This is a genomic window from Rahnella selenatireducens (assembly GCF_046449555.1).
GTDB classification, from domain to species: domain Bacteria; phylum Pseudomonadota; class Gammaproteobacteria; order Enterobacterales; family Enterobacteriaceae; genus Rahnella; species Rahnella selenatireducens.
In genome coordinates this window covers 55,028-70,322 of the sequence record NZ_JBKEZJ010000004.1, presented here as the reverse complement: position 1 = coordinate 70,322, position 15,295 = coordinate 55,028, and the positions used below count along the sequence as shown (strand labels likewise).

17 protein-coding genes are annotated in these 15,295 nt (G+C 53.4%); 4 read left to right on the top strand and 13 right to left on the bottom strand.

What is annotated here, in order from left to right; genetic code table 11:
- Positions 1 to 65: 65 nt before the first annotated feature.
- The gene (gene ytfE, locus ACLBVC_RS08125; protein ID WP_410149195.1) at positions 66 to 731 is read left to right on the top strand and encodes an iron-sulfur cluster repair protein YtfE; all 666 of its coding nucleotides are present in this window, start codon (positions 66 to 68) and stop codon (positions 729 to 731) included.
- Between the two features lie 88 nt (positions 732 to 819).
- Here ytfE and fklB read toward each other — a convergent pair whose 3' ends face one another.
- Positions 820 to 1,440 (bottom strand): FKBP-type peptidyl-prolyl cis-trans isomerase, encoded by a 621-nt coding sequence (gene fklB, locus ACLBVC_RS08120; protein WP_410149194.1) that lies wholly within the window; start codon positions 1,438 to 1,440, stop codon positions 820 to 822.
- A 255-nt stretch (positions 1,441 to 1,695) separates the two neighbouring features.
- On the opposite strand from fklB, the gene ACLBVC_RS08115 reads away from it, so the two are divergent.
- Positions 1,696 to 2,403 carry an OapA family protein gene (locus ACLBVC_RS08115; protein ID WP_410149193.1) on the top strand — a complete coding sequence of 236 codons (708 nt, stop codon included), beginning with the start codon at positions 1,696 to 1,698 and terminating at the stop codon, positions 2,401 to 2,403.
- On the opposite strand, the gene ACLBVC_RS08110 is transcribed toward ACLBVC_RS08115, so the two are convergent.
- The 6 genes from ACLBVC_RS08110 to yjfP all read right to left on the bottom strand — a co-directional run bounded on the left by ACLBVC_RS08110 (position 2,400) and on the right by yjfP (position 5,208).
- Positions 2,400 to 2,759, bottom strand: a complete 360-nt coding sequence (locus ACLBVC_RS08110; RefSeq protein ID WP_410149192.1) for a DUF488 domain-containing protein — start codon at positions 2,757 to 2,759, stop codon at positions 2,400 to 2,402. The genes ACLBVC_RS08115 and ACLBVC_RS08110 overlap by 4 nt on opposite strands.
- Positions 2,760 to 2,867: 108 nt before the next feature.
- Entirely contained in the window at positions 2,868 to 3,320 is a 453-nt protein-coding gene (rplI, locus tag ACLBVC_RS08105; protein ID WP_129954277.1) for a 50S ribosomal protein L9, read from the bottom strand.
- Positions 3,321 to 3,359: 39 nt separating this feature from the next.
- The gene (gene rpsR, locus ACLBVC_RS08100; protein WP_002210155.1) at positions 3,360 to 3,587 is read right to left on the bottom strand and encodes a 30S ribosomal protein S18; all 228 of its coding nucleotides are present in this window, start codon (positions 3,585 to 3,587) and stop codon (positions 3,360 to 3,362) included.
- Between the two features lie 4 nt (positions 3,588 to 3,591).
- The gene (gene priB, locus ACLBVC_RS08095) at positions 3,592 to 3,909 is read right to left on the bottom strand and encodes a primosomal replication protein N (protein ID WP_101078289.1); all 318 of its coding nucleotides are present in this window, start codon (positions 3,907 to 3,909) and stop codon (positions 3,592 to 3,594) included.
- 5 nt (positions 3,910 to 3,914) lie between these two features.
- Complete coding sequence (gene rpsF / locus ACLBVC_RS08090; RefSeq protein ID WP_013573776.1) at positions 3,915 to 4,307, bottom strand: 30S ribosomal protein S6; 393 nt, start codon at positions 4,305 to 4,307, stop codon at positions 3,915 to 3,917.
- 151 nt (positions 4,308 to 4,458) lie between these two features.
- The gene (gene yjfP / locus ACLBVC_RS08085) at positions 4,459 to 5,208 is read right to left on the bottom strand and encodes an esterase (protein WP_410149191.1); all 750 of its coding nucleotides are present in this window, start codon (positions 5,206 to 5,208) and stop codon (positions 4,459 to 4,461) included.
- A gap of 281 nt (positions 5,209 to 5,489) precedes the next feature.
- Between yjfP and ACLBVC_RS08080 the strand changes: the two genes are divergently transcribed.
- On the top strand, positions 5,490 to 7,439 hold the full coding sequence (locus ACLBVC_RS08080; RefSeq protein WP_410149190.1) for a methyl-accepting chemotaxis protein: 1,950 nt from the start codon (positions 5,490 to 5,492) through the stop codon (positions 7,437 to 7,439).
- A 94-nt stretch (positions 7,440 to 7,533) separates the two neighbouring features.
- Positions 7,534 to 7,845, top strand: a complete 312-nt coding sequence (gene bsmA / locus ACLBVC_RS08075; protein ID WP_410149189.1) for a biofilm peroxide resistance protein BsmA — start codon at positions 7,534 to 7,536, stop codon at positions 7,843 to 7,845.
- On the opposite strand, the gene ACLBVC_RS08070 is transcribed toward bsmA, so the two are convergent.
- From ACLBVC_RS08070 to ACLBVC_RS08045, 6 genes are all read right to left on the bottom strand, one after another.
- On the bottom strand, positions 7,846 to 9,477 hold the full coding sequence (locus ACLBVC_RS08070; RefSeq protein ID WP_410149188.1) for an isovaleryl-CoA dehydrogenase: 1,632 nt from the start codon (positions 9,475 to 9,477) through the stop codon (positions 7,846 to 7,848).
- 138 nt (positions 9,478 to 9,615) lie between these two features.
- Positions 9,616 to 10,359, bottom strand: coding sequence for a 23S rRNA (guanosine(2251)-2'-O)-methyltransferase RlmB (gene rlmB / locus ACLBVC_RS08065; protein WP_014411562.1), 744 nt, complete (start codon positions 10,357 to 10,359; stop codon positions 9,616 to 9,618).
- Positions 10,360 to 10,452: 93 nt separating this feature from the next.
- Complete coding sequence (gene rnr, locus ACLBVC_RS08060) at positions 10,453 to 12,951, bottom strand: ribonuclease R (protein ID WP_218522147.1); 2,499 nt, start codon at positions 12,949 to 12,951, stop codon at positions 10,453 to 10,455.
- 41 nt (positions 12,952 to 12,992) lie between these two features.
- Positions 12,993 to 13,418, bottom strand: a complete 426-nt coding sequence (gene nsrR / locus ACLBVC_RS08055; protein WP_165058831.1) for a nitric oxide-sensing transcriptional repressor NsrR — start codon at positions 13,416 to 13,418, stop codon at positions 12,993 to 12,995.
- A gap of 228 nt (positions 13,419 to 13,646) precedes the next feature.
- Complete coding sequence (locus tag ACLBVC_RS08050; RefSeq protein WP_101078282.1) at positions 13,647 to 14,945, bottom strand: adenylosuccinate synthase; 1,299 nt, start codon at positions 14,943 to 14,945, stop codon at positions 13,647 to 13,649.
- A gap of 144 nt (positions 14,946 to 15,089) precedes the next feature.
- On the bottom strand, positions 15,090 to 15,290 hold the full coding sequence (locus tag ACLBVC_RS08045; protein WP_410149187.1) for a DUF2065 domain-containing protein: 201 nt from the start codon (positions 15,288 to 15,290) through the stop codon (positions 15,090 to 15,092).
- Positions 15,291 to 15,295: the final 5 nt, after the last annotated feature.

Sequence of the window (15,295 nt, the reverse complement as noted above, 5' to 3'; positions counted from 1 at the left end):
AGCCCTGCCTTAAACATGTATTTATAATGCATGTTATAGACACCTTCATTTAACGAGGCTTCATCATGGACTATCGCGACCAACCTCTTGGCGCTCTGGCCGTTGCCATTCCGCGCGCAACCCGTCTTTTTCGTCATTATGATCTGGATTTTTGCTGTGGTGGCAAACAAACGCTTCTGCGCGCCGTAACCAAAAAAGAACTGGATATTGATGCGATTGAGCAGCAACTTGCTGAAATTGCTCAACAACCGGACACTTCCACCGACTGGAAAACCGCGCCACTGGCGGAGATTATCGATTTCATTATTCCGCGTTATCACGATCGTCACCGTCAGGAATTGCCGGAACTGGTGCTGATGGCGGACAAAGTCGAACGCGTTCACGGTGACAAACTGCCCTGCCCGCACGGTCTGGCGGTCCAGCTGCAATTGATCCTCGACGAACTGACTCAGCATATGATGAAAGAAGAACAGATCCTGTTCCCGATGATCCGCGGCGGAATGGGCCGTCAGGCAGCCGGTCCGATTTCAGTGATGGAACGTGAGCATGATGATGCGGGCGATATTTTGGAAGAGATTAAACGACTGACCAATAACGTGACGCCGCCGGAAGGCGCCTGTGTCACCTGGCGTGCGCTGTACGCCGGGATTAACGAGTTCATTACCGACCTGATGGAACATATCCATATGGAAAATAATCTGCTGTTCCCACGGGCTTTACGCGGCGAATAATTCAGCTTTCCGTAAGCGGCAGTCCGTAAAAGACAAAGATGAAAAAGGGCGCAAATGCGCCCTTTTCGTTTCTGGTTTCCGCGAGGAATTACAGAATTTCTAACAGCTCAACTTCAAAGACCAGCGCGCTGTAGGGAGGGATGGAAGCACCCGCACCACGTTCGCCGTAAGCCAGGTTATGAGGGATGTACAGTTCCCATTTAGAACCCACAGGCATCAGAGTCAGTGCTTCAATCCAGCCAGCAATCACGCCGTTAACCGGGAATTCAGCCGGCTCGCCACGCTGTACGGAGCTGTCGAACACAGTGCCGTCGATCAGTTTACCGGTATAGTGAACACGTACGCGGTCCTGACGACCCGGGATATTGCCTTCGCCCTGAGTAATCACAGAGAATTGCAGACCAGATTCGGTGCTGCTTACGCCTTCGCGCTGTGCATTGGCAGCCAGGAATTCCTGACCCTGAACGGCCAGGGCTTCCTGACGTTCACGACGAACAGCATCAGCACGTTCGTGGACTTCACGCAGTGCGCGGTGAACCACATCAACAGGAACGGCTGGCGTATTCCCTTCCAGCGCGTCACGTAAGCCTGCCAGCAGTGCGTCAGGCTCTAAGCCCTGCAAACCTGATTCCTGCAACTGTTGACCGACCTGCAGGCCGATACCGTAACTTGCCTGCGCTTCTACGCTGTCAAATGAAGGGGTAGTCATGAATTTTCCTTAGCTCTTAAAAATGTCGAACGCGCAGCATAGCAGTGCAAGGCTTTTGGGTAAAATTCTCTGTGAGGCAACTTGACGCCTGACGCAGTTCCTTCCACTTTTCGATAAATTTTTCGTATTTGCCGCTATTTAACACATCGTTTGGGTGATATTTATGCTTTGCCCCTTTCCGCATCAAGCAGTTAAACGGCTATACTAGGCAGCAACAGGCAGTCGAAATTGCGACAGTGAAAAAGAGAGGTTGTCATGGGCAGAATCCCGCCCAGGAGAAGGAAAGCCGTCCGTATTTATCAACCCATGTTGAGATCCTGGATTGCCATTATGAAAAGGCCGATGCAAGACACGACAGCGCAAACTGAAAACGAAGAGGAAGAAAACGTCGGGCAAACCGGTCGCGCTTCTTCTGCGGTGACGAAAAGCAAAACGCTGCTCAGCAAAATCTGGCATATGAGCGACGATTTCCACTGGATGTCGCCCCTGCCTTATGCTCACCGCCGTGGCATGATTATCAGTATGCTGGTGATCCTTCTGGCACTGCTCTGGCCTTATACGCCGGAAAATACTTACGCGCCTTCACAACCGCAGCAGCCGACCAGCATTCCGATGCAGGCCGATTTGCGTAACGATCAGGGCCGGACCACGCAAATGGCGGAACCGGACCCGGTACAACCGCAGGTGAACGACAGCACCAGCACCTGGCGCAATTATCAGGTTCAGTCAGGTCAGACCCTGGCTCAGCTGTTCCGCGATAATAATATGGCCGTGAATGATGTTTTCGCGATGGCGCGCGTTGAAGGCGCTGATAAACCGCTTAGCACGCTCAAAACGGGTCAGCAGGTGAAGATTCAGCGTGATGCGCAGGGCGTGGTCACCGCATTACAGGTGACGACAGATCAGAATGTGACGGTGACGTTTACGCGTCAGCCGGACGGCAGTTTCCAGCGCGGCGGTTAAGCGTTCAGCTTTTCATACAGAAAGTCCCGCAGCACGACGGCCTGATTATGGTGAACGTCTTTGCTGCCAAACAGCAGGGTCAGAGAATGGCCTTGCTGCACTATCTCCAGCAATTCCTTCCAGTGCTCACTGGCTTCAAGCTGCTGACGATAACGTGCGGTGAACGCGTCCCACTGATCGGTATGATGATGAAACCACTGACGTAGTTCAGTTTCCGGTGCCACCTCTTTCAGCCAGACAACGCCCTGCAATCTTTCTTTGCTGATGCCCCGCGGCCATAAACGATCCGTCAGATAGCAATATTGCTGTGCCGGACCGTGGAAATCGTAAACGCGCTGAAGAGTAATGTCTGCCATCGAATCGCTCCATGAATGAATGCCTTTTCAGGCAAGCGTATTTTCCCGGACGCAGAAAAGCAAAACGCCGGCACAAGGCCGGCGTTTTACAGGTTAACTGCAGCGTTATTACGCTTCAGCAACCACAACTACGTTCAATTTAGCGAATACGTCGCTGTGTACCTGGAACTCAACTTCGTGTTCACCAGTGGTACGCAGAACGCCATTCGGCAAACGAACTTCGCTTTTAGCAACTTCAACACCAGCAGCAGTTACTGCATCAGCGATATCGCGAGTACCGATAGAGCCGAACAGTTTGCCTTCGTCGCCTGATTTAGACGCGATGGTTACTGAACCCAGTTCGTTGATTTTAGTTGCGCGAGCTTCAGCAGCGGACAGAACGTCAGCCAGTTTAGCTTCCAGCTCTGCACGGCGTGCTTCGAAAAATTCAACGTTTTTCTTGGTAGCAGGAACAGCTTTGCCCTGTGGTACCAGGAAGTTACGAGCGTAGCCCGCTTTAACGTTAACTTGATCACCCAGGCTGCCCAGGTTTGCTACTTTATCAAGCAGAATAACTTGCATTACCTTATCCTCTCAGAGTCGTTAATTGACAGTTGCCGATTACTGATGACGATCAGTGTATGGCAACAGAGAAAGGTAGCGTGCGCGCTTGATGCAACGAGCGAGCTGACGCTGGTATTTTGCACGAGTACCGGTAATACGGCTCGGGACAATTTTACCGCTTTCGGTAATGTAGTTTTTCAGCGTAGCGATGTCTTTGTAATCAATCTCTACAACGCCTTCCGCGGTGAAACGGCAGAACTTGCGACGACGGAAATAACGTGCCATTAGGCTAGTCTCCAGAATCTATCAAATCAATCTGCTCGGCATGTAACACCACTTTATTCAGTCCATTGCGCCCTTGATGGCAACTAATGAATCCGGTAACAGTGAGTTGCGTGCCGACCGTTATACTGTGAGTTAATGCTTGTGACGCTTGTCCGCTGACAACGATGGGCATTCTGCACCATGCTTGTCGGCTAAATCCGGCTTCCTGCTGCTGCGAGCGGTGCTCAAGCACAAACTGGCAGTGAGGAATGCCCGAAGGACTGACTTTACGAATGGGGGTCTTGCACACAGTGCCTGACAACACCAGACGATTCGCCGTCACGGCAATTACTCTTCAGAATCCCCAGCTTCAGCATCATCGTTAGCTTCAGCAAAGTCTTCACGGCGATCACGACGTTCGTCTTTTGCTTTAACCATTGGAGATGCTTCAGTTACCGCGTGTTTAGTACGCATAACCATGCTACGGATAACGGCGTCGTTGAAGCGGAAGTTAGTTTCCAGCTCATCGATCGCTTCCTGCGGAGCTTCAACGTTCAGCAGAACGTAGTGAGCTTTGTGCAGTTTGTTGATCGGGTAAGCCAGTTGACGGCGGCCCCAGTCTTCCAGACGGTGAATCTGACCAGCAGCGTTAGTGATTACTGCACTGTAACGCTCGATCATGCCCGGAACCTGTTCGCTTTGGTCAGGGTGAACCATAAAAACGATTTCGTAATGACGCATCGAATTGCTCCTTACGGATTATTCAGCCTCCTGTCAGGGTCAACCGCGGCCCATGGAAGCAAGGAACGTGTTTGTTGTGCGGTCGAAAAAATGACGCGCAATTATATGTACAGCCTGTGGGAAACTCAAGGAGAAAGGCAGATTAATTTCTCTACAGCGTTGCGGCGAAGAATGCCGTACTTTTCGCCAGCGCATTCACCGAGACTTTATGCTTTGCGTCCGCTTCAGAAATGAACGTCAGGTTCGTATCCGCACCATTCTCTGCGAGTTCCTGCCACAGGCGCTGACTTTCGCCGAACGGGACGACATCATCCTGTTCGCCATGCCAGACAAACAACGGTTTACCGGCTATTAAAGCCGCTTTTCCGCTGAAATCCAGGCTGAGTAACGGTGAAAATTCGCGTTCAAACGCGTCGCGTTGCGCGGAGTCTTGCGTGTCGTAAGCCGGAAAAAGAGAGTGCGATAATTTTGAAAAATAACCGGAGCCCATCAGATTCGCCGCCACTTTTACCCACGGGAATTTGACCAGCGCGGCCATCGTCGTCATTCCGCCCATCGATACGCCGCCGACGCCCAATCTTTCAGGGTTCGCCAGCCCTTTGCCGACAAAGTGATCTTTCAGCACGGGCAACTCTTCGACGTTGCCCTGCAAAATGCCCCAGAAATTCGCCAGCAGCCGGGCTTCATCGCCATCCGCGCGTGCGCCATGAAGGCGGGCGTCGGGCAAAATAACGCGAAAACCGGACTTCGCCAGCGTGTAACCAAAATAGGAGTAAATTTCTTTCGACGAGGTAAAACCGTGATAGAAAAATATTGTCGGGAGCTGCTGCTGATATTGCCCGGCAGGAACGGCGTGAATAACCTGGATCCCGTCAATATTTTCTTCGTACATCTCAACCATCGGATACTCCCTTTACGCTTTCTGGCAAATGAGTTTGGCTTCAGTCTGTTTTTCATTTTACCGGCCTGCCACCCGCCAGCCACAACCTTTTTCGTATGATTTATAACCATTTACTCGTGTGAAAGTAAAATCAGCCATTTCCACCTAATTCAAATTCACATATTGAGGATAATTTCATTGATTCAGATCAATTTTTAATGAAATAACTGGTTACATTTGAGCATTAATCCTTTCCCGTTTGCCGCCGTTAGTGCGCTTACATAAGCAAATGGAAAAACCCCATGAAAACGGCATCAAAACGTGCATTTCGCCGCTGGAGCATTGGCGCAAAACTGGCCAGCATCGCTTCTTTGCTGGTCGGCACCCTGTTTATTATTTTCACTTTGTCACTGACACACTCTGCCGGCAGACAGGTCAACACACTGGGCGTTAACGCCATTTCAGAACAGGTGACCGGCGTCGTTGACATGATTGAGATGTATAACGCCAGCCTGAATGCCGAAGTGGACAACTACACGGGCCTGTTCAGCCATTTTCTGCCGGAGAGTTTCGAGCTGGATACCGCCAGCCCGATGATGATCGGCAGTGAGTCTGCACCCGTCATTAAAGCAGGCGGCAATCCCCTGAACCTTGATACGCGGATCCCCGATGATTTTCTGGCACGCACCGGCGCGATCTCTACGGTTTTCGCCCGCCGCGGCGACGACTTTATCCGCGTGACGACTTCGCTGAAAAAGCAGGATGGCACCCGTGCCATCGGGACACTGCTCGACAACACCAGCCCGGCGTATACACAGATTATGGCCGGACAATCTTTCAGCGGCCTCGCGACGTTATTCGGCAAAAAATACATCACCAAATATCAGCCGGTGCGTGACGCTCAGGGCAGCGTGATTGGCATTTTGTTCGTCGGTGTGGATATCACGCAGGAGTACGCGGATATGCGCTCCAAAATTTTATCCAAACGCATCGGGGAGAAAGGTTATTTCTTTGTGCTCAACAGCGCGCCGGGGAAAGACCTCGGCAAGTATCTGGTGCACTCCACGGATGAAGGCAAAACCCCGGCGTGGCCGGACGGCGAGTTGCAGCAGGTGATGTCACAACCGCATGGAGAGCGTGAGTACACCGATCCGGCCAGCCAGCATCAGCAATTTATTGTCTATGCGAATGTCCCGGCGTGGCATTGGGTCGTCGTGGGCAGTACCGACAAAGACAGTCTGATGGAACAAGTTAACAGCACGCGTAACCGCTTCCTGATGATCAGCCTTCTGGCGCTGGCGTTGTTCGCAGCGCTCTTTATCGGGCTGACGCGAAAACTGATCAGCCGCCCGCTCAGCGACGCCGTGCTGATTGCCCAGCAATATGCCAGCGGTGATTTACGTGCCCGCGCGCAGACGCAGCGCGTCGATGAGATTGGTGCTCTGATGCACGCCATCGACGGTATCGGCCACGGTCTGGAGAAAATTGTCGACGAAGTGCGCCAGGTATCTTCTGAAATTATGACCAGTACGCACGGGCTGGCGCACGACAGCGATCAGATCAATCAGCAGATTGGCACGCAGGCGAGCAGTCTTGAAGAAACCTCGGCCAGTATGGAGCAAATTACCGCCACCGTGCAGAACACCGCAGACAACGCCACACAGGCCACGCAGCTGGTGCAACAAACCGATAAAGCCGCCACGGTCGGTGTGGATGCGGTGAATCAGTCCGTCGAAAGCATGGAAGCCATCAAACATGCCTCAACACGCATCGCGGATATCACCACGGTCATCGAAGGCATCGCTTTCCAGACCAACATTCTGGCGCTGAACGCCGCCGTGGAAGCCGCCAGAGCCGGTGAACACGGGCGCGGATTTGCAGTGGTCGCCGCCGAAGTCCGGGCGCTGGCACAACGCAGTTCGAATGCAGTGAAAGAGATTGAAAATCTGGTCGCCGATTCCCTGAGCAAGGTCGAAGACGGCCATCAGAGCGCAGCCAAAACGCAGGCCAATATGAGCGATATTCTTGCCGGGATCCGTCAGGTCAAAGTACTGATGAGTGACATTGACGTGGCTTCGCACGAGCAGTCTTCAGGGATTTCGCAGGTCAATATTGCCATCATGCAGATTGGTAAAGCGACGCAGGAGAACGCCACACTGGTGGAAAATTCCCGCCAAACCGCTGCGGCGCTCAGCGAACAGGGGCGCCACCTGTCTCAACTGGTGAGCGTGTTTAAAATTTCCGAAAGATAAGACGTGCGTGCGCGGCAATAAATACCGCGCAGACTCGCCAGCACACCGGTGAAAGGGCTACACTCAGACTATCGCCCTTTTACCGGATATCACGATGAAATCCCTCCGAATCTCCGCCGCGCTGCTGTTGCTGGCTGCGCTCAGCGGTTGCAGCAACGTCATGCAAACAACGCCCGTTCCTCCCCCCGCGCCGAAGGCAAAAGCGCAGGAAATTACCCGCGCCCAGACATCAACGCTGACCAAAATCGGCAGCATTACCGCCGAAGCCATTGGCAGCCCGATGGATGTCGAAGCGGAAATCCGCCGCAAAGCCAATGCCGCGGGCGCGCACTATTACGTCATCATGTTTAACAGCGAAACCATTGTGCCCGGCCGCTGGTATTCTCAGGCCACGCTTTACCGCTAATTATTCAGCACCGATTGCGCGATTGATCAACAACTGACACAGACGCTCCGGCAGCAGCGTGTCTCCACGCGAGTCCAGCACCATCCGGCACCACGCGTCGGCCATGGGCGGCGATGCGAATTCCAGCATCTGCGTGGCCGCCAGCAGGTTAAACACTTGCCCGGTCAGCCAGCGCCCCTGCGCTTCTTCCGGTGAACGCAGCCGTTGCAGGAACTGGCGTGAAGCGCGGTCAAAAATCCGGTTTTGCCCGCGAGCCTGATGCAACAGATGTTGCAGCATTTCTCCGCTGGCAGGCAGTTTTTTGAGGGTTCTCAGCACGTCGAGACACATCACGTTCCCGGAGCCTTCCCAGATGCTGTTCACCGGCATTTCACGATACAAACGCGGTAACTCGCTGTCTTCGCAGTACCCGATCCCGCCTAAAGCCTCCATCGCTTCTGCCACAAAAGGCATGCCCTGACGACAGACTTCAAACTTCGCAGCAGGCGTCAGCAGGCGGCACAAAACCTGCTCAGCCGGATTATCGCGGGCACCTGTCGCAGCGCCCAGACGCATCAGTAGCATGGTTTGCCCTTCCAGATGCAGGGCCATCCGGCTCAGCGTCTGACGCATCAGCGGCTGTTGAATCAGCGGCTTGCCGAAAACCTGCCGCTGGAAGGCGTGATACAACGCTACGGATAAAGCCCGGCGCATCATGGCGTGGCTGCCCAGCGCGCAGTCAAAACGCGTATGTCCGCCCATTTTCAGGATATGGCGGATCCCTTCGCCTTCTTCGCCCAGCAGCCAGCCTGTCGCATCCTGAAACTCCACTTCACTGCTGGCGTTCGAGCGGTTACCAAGTTTGTCTTTCAGTCGTTCAATGTGGATGGCATTACGTGAGCCATCCGGCAGCACCCGTGGCAGAAAGAAGCAGGAAAGCCCACCGTCGGCCTGCGCCAGCACAAGATGCGCATCGCTTTGCGGCACCGAGAAAAACCATTTGTGGCCGGTCAGATGATACGGTTTTCCGCTGCCACGCCCTTCCAGCGCAACTGCCCGCGTCGTGTTGCTGAGCACGTCAGAACCGCCCTGCTTTTCGGTCATACCCATACCAATCAGCACACCTTTCTTCTGTTCGCCGGGCTGCAAATGTGGATCATAGCGGTCAGACAACAGCGGTTTCAGCCAGCTGCGAAATTCCGCAGGCAGATATTGTTGTAAAAGAGGAATTGAACCGAAAGTCATCGTCACCGGGCAAAGCGTTCCGGCCTCGACCTGCGCATGCAGGATGAATCGCGCCGCCCGCGCCACGGCGGAACCGATACGCGCATCCTCCTGCCACGGCAAATTGTGCACGCGGTTGGCAACCAGCCCCTGCATCAGTAAGTGCCAGGCAGGGTGGAAGCGGACATCATCAAGCCTTTCGCCGGTGGTGTCATAGCGCAGAAGATCCGGCGGATTCGCATTTGCCAGCCGCCCGAGTTCCAGCGATTCGGCGGAGCCCAGTTGTTGCCCTAAAGAGGCTAAAACGTCATTGTCCCAGCCCGCCTGCTGGCGTGAAACGGCTTCGCGCAACGGCGTATCAGAGAGGAATAAGTTGCTGTTACTCAGCGGCTTGGGCTGATTAAACACCCGGTGTGTTTCCCAGTTCATCGCCAGCTCCCTTTCAAAAGGATGAGGTATCAGTATGGTAAAAAACGGGGAATTAACAGGCGCGCAGATCACAAAGGCAGAAATGCAAACGGGAGCCCGAAGGCTCCCGCTTTATGGCATGAAATCAGAAAACTGAAATCAGCTTTTTTTCAGACCACGCTGGCGTACGGCCTCGAACAGGCAAACGCCGGTCGCGACGGATACGTTCAGGGAAGACACGCTGCCCGCCATCGGAATGCTAATCAGTTCGTCACAATGTTCGCGGGTCAGACGACGCATACCTTCGCCCTCTGCGCCCATCACCAGCGCCATCGGGCCGGTCATTTTGCTCTGGAACAAGTCATGATCCGCTTCGCCCGCCGTGCCGACGATCCAGACGTTATGTTCCTGCAATACGCGTAAAGTACGGGCCAGATTGGTCACGTTGATCAACGGCACATTTTCTGCCGCGCCGCTGGCGACTTTTTTAGCTGTCGCATTCAGTTTTGCAGAACGGTCGCGCGGAACGATTACGGCATGAACACCAGCCGCATCAGCGGTTCGCAGGCAGGCACCGAGGTTATGCGGATCGGTTACGCCATCCAGCACCAGCAGGAACGGGCAATCAAGGCTTTCCAGCAGCGCAGGCAGATCGTTTTCCTGATACTGACGGCCTTCGCGCACGCGGGCGATAATCCCCTGATGCACGGCACCTTCGGATTTCTCATCCAGCCACTGGCGGCTCGCCACCTGGATAACAATGCCGCTGGCTTCCAGCTCGTCGATCAGCGGTTTCAGACGTTTGTCGTCACGGCCTTTCAGGATGAAAACTTCCAGAAAGCGTTGCGGATCGTTGTCGAGTAAGGCTTTAACGGAATGAATACCGTAGATAATTTCGCTCATGATGCTCTTTAAAATAGACTTGCGGGCAGCATGCTGTCCGCATTTTAATAAGATTATGGGGCGATTCTACCATAGAAGAATCGCCGGGAAGGATTAGCTGTCAGTCGACTTTTTCTTCGCACGCTTGGCTTTGGTGGCCGCTGCGATTTTCGCCGTTTTATCAGAAGGCTTTTTGGCTTTCTTCGGTTTGCCGTCTTTGCCGACTGCACCAACGACCTTTTCTTTCTTCGGCTTAGCAGGTTTCGCGTCGTCTTTACGGAATGCGCTGTCCGGCTCGAAGTTCACGTTTTTCTTGCCGGTACGTCGACGCCCTGCATTTGCAGGCGCAGTAGAGCGCATCGAACGTTCGCCGCCTTTTTTAGCGCGATCGCGGGCTGTTTTACCTTCACCGCGTGCTTTACGGGTGCTGGAAACCAGTGCGAAATCGATTTTGCGCTCATCCATATGTACGGCTTCAACGCGGATTTCTACCGTATCGCCCAGGCGATAAACCGCGCCGGAAGATTCGCCCACCAGGCGCTGCCCGATGTTGTCGTAACGGTAGTAATCGTTGTCCAGCGAGGACACATGCACCAGACCGTCGATGAACAAATCGTTCAGGCGCACGAAGAAACCGAAGCCGGTGACGCTGGCGATAATGCCGGTGAAGACCTCGCCGACGTGATCTTGCATGAAGTCACATTTCAGCCAGTCAGCCACGTTACGTGTGGCTTCATCCGCACGGCGTTCTGCCATGGAACAATGCTCGCCAAGCTGCAACATGTCTTCGTAGTCGCTGTGCCAGCCGCCGGTTGGCGTCCAGCGGTCTTTCAGAGTGCCGTGCTCTTTTGCCAGCAGATATTTGATGGCGCGGTGCAAGGCCAGATCCGGATAACGGCGGATTGGGGACGTAAAGTGCCCGTAGGACTGCAACGCCAGACCAAAGTGACCGCGGTTTTCCGGGTCATAAATCGCCTGCTTCATCGAACGCAGCAACATCGTTTGCAGCATTTCGCGGTCAGGACGATCCGCCAGTTCATCCATAATCTGAGCATAATCTTTCGGCTCAGGTTTCAGACCGCCGCCCATGACCAGACCCAGTTCACCCAGCACGCTTCGCAGCGCGGAGATATGGTCGTCGCTTGGACGGTCATGAACACGGAACAACGCCGGTTCGTTATGTTTTTCAACAAAACGCGCCGCCGCGATATTCGCGAGGATCATGCACTCTTCAATCAGTTTGTGCGCGTCGTTACGGACGGTCGGTTCGACACGTTCGATACGGCGCTCGGCGTTGAAGATGAATTTCGCTTCTTCCGTTTCAAAGGCAATGCCACCGCGTTCTGCACGTGCCTGATCCAGCACTTTGTACATGGTGTGCAGTTCAAGCAGATGTTTAACCAGCGGGCTGTACTGCTCGCGCAGCTCAGGATCGCCTTCGATGATGCGCCAGACTTTGTTGTACGTAAGACGCGCGTGAGAACTCATCACCGCTTCGTAGAATTTAGAGCTGGTCAGCTTACCCTGCGCCGAGATTGTCATCTCACAGACCATACACAGGCGGTCAACCTGCGGGTTCAGGGAGCACAGGCCGTTCGACAAGACTTCCGGCAGCATCGGGACAACCTGCGACGGGAAGTAAACAGATGTCGCGCGGCTGCGTGCTTCGTCGTCCAGCGCCGTGCCGTGGCGAACGTAATAACTCACGTCAGCGATAGCTACCCATAAGCGCCAGCCGCCACCGCGTTTTTTCTCGCAGTATACGGCGTCATCAAAGTCACGGGCGTCTTCACCATCGATAGTGACTAACGGCAGGCTGCGTAAATCGACGCGGCCTTTTTTGGCTTCTTCCGGCACCTGCTCACTCAGGTCTTCGACCTGTTTCAGAACCTGTGGCGGCCAGACGTGCGGGATTTCGTGAGTACGCAGCGCGATATCCACCGCCATGCTGGTGCCCATTTTATCGCCCAGCACTTCCACGATTTTACCGACGGCTTTCGTGCGGCGGGTCGGACGTTGTGTCAGTTCCACCACGACCATGTAACCCATGCGCGCGCCGTTGATAGCATCGGCCGGGATTAGAATATCGAAGCTCAGGCGGCTGTCGTCAGGTACGACAAAACCCGCGCCCGCATCGGTAAAGTAACGACCGACAATCTGGCTGGTTTTCGGCACCAAAACGCGCACGATACGCGCTTCACGGCGGCCTTTACGATCGGTGCCGACCGGTTGTGCAAGCACCACGTCGCCGTGGATGCACATTTTCATTTGTTCAGCAGAAAGGTATACGTCGTCTTTCTTAACGCCTTCAAGGCGCAGGAAACCATAGCCATCACGATGGCCAATGACAGTCCCTTTCAGTAAGTCCAGACGCTCCGGCAGCGCGTAGCACTGGCGACGGGTGAAGACCAGTTGTCCGTCACGCTCCATCGCGCGAAGACGACGGCGCAGGGCTTCCAGTGCTTCTTCTCCGGAAAGATTCAGCTCATTCCCAATCTCTTCCCGGCTGGCGGGCGTTTCACGTTTGGCGAGATGTTCAAGAATAAATTCACGGCTGGGAATAGGTGATTCGTATTTTTCTGCTTCTCGTTCCAGGAATGGATCTTGTGACATAGCGGTTCCTCCGTTGTCATCAGCAGTTTGTTGAAAGTCTTTCATTCAACAAGCAATAATTTGTAGAGCGTTGAGTTATCTTTGACCATATCGGCCAGAGTGTACTGATTCAGCTCATCAAGAAAATGTTCTACAGCAGTGTGCAGGACTTGTTTTAGCCGGCAAGCGGGCGTGATATGGCAAAAATCACTGTCACAATTAACCAGTGAAAGCGGCTCGAGTTCGCGAACCACATCGCCAATGCGGATTGTCTCCGCGGGTTTCCCCAGTTTAATGCCCCCGTTTTTCCCACGGACAGCGGTGACCAGGCCTGCACGGCTCAACTGATTAATGATTTTCACCATGTGGTTGCGCGATACACCATAAACTTCGGTGACCTGCGAAATGTTGGTCATCTGATCGCCTGGCAGGGATGCCATATAAATCAACGCTCTCAAACCATAATCAGTAAAACTCGTTAACTGCACACATACCTCTGGGTAGTTGTTTACCCGGTCTTTCCACGTCAGCAATGACAACAGGGTGAAGATGATTGTTTATTATGACACTTTGATGATAAACCAGCCGCGAACTTTGCAGCTAATCATTTAGATAGTGGATGCTTCGCGGGAAGTAAACAAGCGTGGACGGTCAGAAAAAAATAAACCGGGCAAATTTGCCCGGTTATAACGTTTTTACGCAATCAGCTCAGGCTGTTATGCGTCAAACGGGTCGCGCAAGATCATGGTTTCGCTACGATCCGGGCCAGTCGAAATGATATCAACAGGAACTTCAGTCAGCTCTTCGATACGTTTGATGTAGTTCAGTGCTGCTTGTGGCAGATTTTCGACTTCTTTCACGCCAAAGGTGGTTTCGCTCCAGCCTGGCATGATTTCGTAGATTGGCTCGATACCTTCCCAGCCTTCTGCTGCCAGCGGGGTGGTCGTCATTTCGCGGCCATCAGGCATGCGGTAGCCTACACACAGTTTAACTTCTTTCAGACCGTCCAGCACGTCCAGTTTGGTCAGGCAGAAACCAGACAGGGAGTTGATCTGCACAGAACGACGTACGGCAACGATATCCAGCCAGCCGCAACGACGGCTACGACCGGTGGTCGCACCAAATTCGTTACCTTGCTTACGCAGGAATTCGCCGGTTTCGTCAAACAGTTCAGTCGGGAATGGACCTGCACCTACACGGGTAGAATAGGCTTTTACGATACCCAGAACGTAATCAACATAACGTGGACCAATACCCGAACCGGTAGCGACGCCGCCAGCGGTGGTGTTGGAAGACGTTACGTACGGATAAGTCCCGTGGTCGATGTCCAGAAGCGTACCTTGCGCGCCTTCGAACATGATCAGATCGCCACGCTTACGCGCGCCATCCAGCAGCTCAGACACGTCAACAACCATAGCCGTCAGGATGTCGGCGATAGCCATGACATCATCCAACGTTTTCTGGAAATCAACGGCTTCGACTTTGTAGTAGTTGACCAGCTGGAAGTTATGATAATCGATGATTTCTTTCAGCTTAATAGCGAAAGTTTCTTTGTTGAAGAGATCGCCAACGCGCAGACCGCGACGAGCAACTTTATCTTCATAAGCCGGGCCGATGCCACGACCGGTGGTGCCGATGGCTTTATCGCCACGCGCTTTTTCGCGCGCCATGTCCAGTGCGACATGGTAAGGCAGGATCAGCGGGCAAGCTTCAGACAGTAACAGACGTTCGCGTACAGGGATGCCACGAGCTTCAAGTTCGCCCATTTCTTTCATTAACGCGTCAGGTGCCAGAACAACACCGTTGCCGATGATGCTGATCACGTTCTCACGCAGAATGCCAGACGGAATTAAATGAAGAACGGTTTTTTCACCGTTGATAACCAGAGTGTGACCGGCGTTGTGACCGCCCTGATAGCGCACAACATATTTAGCCCGTTCAGTAAGCAGGTCTACGACCTTGCCTTTCCCTTCATCACCCCATTGTGTGCCGAGTACGACGACGTTCTTACCCATCTCAAGAATCACCAGGTTGCTTAAAAAAGGATTCTAACATCTCATTCTGTGCTTTCCAGTACTTTTAGCACACGTTTGCGGGAAAAATTTTAATTGCGTGCTACCGGTCTCAACAGGACGTGACACGCTGAACGTAACAAAACCTCAACCACCCAAACGACCACGCAACATGTAGTAAATTACGAAGCCTGCAACCACAAGACCCCCGCCAAAACGACGTAAAACGGAGTCCGGAAGATTCACCAATGTAAGGATCATTTTTCTCCACGATTTTGGATAAAGCATCGGCCCGAGGCCTTCCAGAACCAAAACTAAGGCCAGCGCCAGCCAGATTGTCGAGTTCATGTTGA

Coding starts and splice junctions, on each gene's coding strand:
- ytfE (WP_410149195.1), top strand. CDS start 66: ATGGACTATCGCGACCAACCTCTTGGCGCTCTGGCCGTTGCCATTCCG.
- fklB (WP_410149194.1), bottom strand. CDS start 1,440: ATGACTACCCCTTCATTTGACAGCGTAGAAGCGCAGGCAAGTTACGGT.
- ACLBVC_RS08115 (WP_410149193.1), top strand. CDS start 1,696: ATGGGCAGAATCCCGCCCAGGAGAAGGAAAGCCGTCCGTATTTATCAA.
- ACLBVC_RS08110 (WP_410149192.1), bottom strand. CDS start 2,759: ATGGCAGACATTACTCTTCAGCGCGTTTACGATTTCCACGGTCCGGCA.
- rplI (WP_129954277.1), bottom strand. CDS start 3,320: ATGCAAGTTATTCTGCTTGATAAAGTAGCAAACCTGGGCAGCCTGGGT.
- rpsR (WP_002210155.1), bottom strand. CDS start 3,587: ATGGCACGTTATTTCCGTCGTCGCAAGTTCTGCCGTTTCACCGCGGAA.
- rpsF (WP_013573776.1), bottom strand. CDS start 4,307: ATGCGTCATTACGAAATCGTTTTTATGGTTCACCCTGACCAAAGCGAA.
- yjfP (WP_410149191.1), bottom strand. CDS start 5,208: ATGGTTGAGATGTACGAAGAAAATATTGACGGGATCCAGGTTATTCAC.
- ACLBVC_RS08080 (WP_410149190.1), top strand. CDS start 5,490: ATGAAAACGGCATCAAAACGTGCATTTCGCCGCTGGAGCATTGGCGCA.
- bsmA (WP_410149189.1), top strand. CDS start 7,534: ATGAAATCCCTCCGAATCTCCGCCGCGCTGCTGTTGCTGGCTGCGCTC.
- ACLBVC_RS08070 (WP_410149188.1), bottom strand. CDS start 9,477: ATGAACTGGGAAACACACCGGGTGTTTAATCAGCCCAAGCCGCTGAGT.
- rlmB (WP_014411562.1), bottom strand. CDS start 10,359: ATGAGCGAAATTATCTACGGTATTCATTCCGTTAAAGCCTTACTCGAC.
- rnr (WP_218522147.1), bottom strand. CDS start 12,951: ATGTCACAAGATCCATTCCTGGAACGAGAAGCAGAAAAATACGAATCA.
- ACLBVC_RS08050 (WP_101078282.1), bottom strand. CDS start 14,945: ATGGGTAAGAACGTCGTCGTACTCGGCACACAATGGGGTGATGAAGGG.
- ACLBVC_RS08045 (WP_410149187.1), bottom strand. CDS start 15,290: ATGAACTCGACAATCTGGCTGGCGCTGGCCTTAGTTTTGGTTCTGGAA.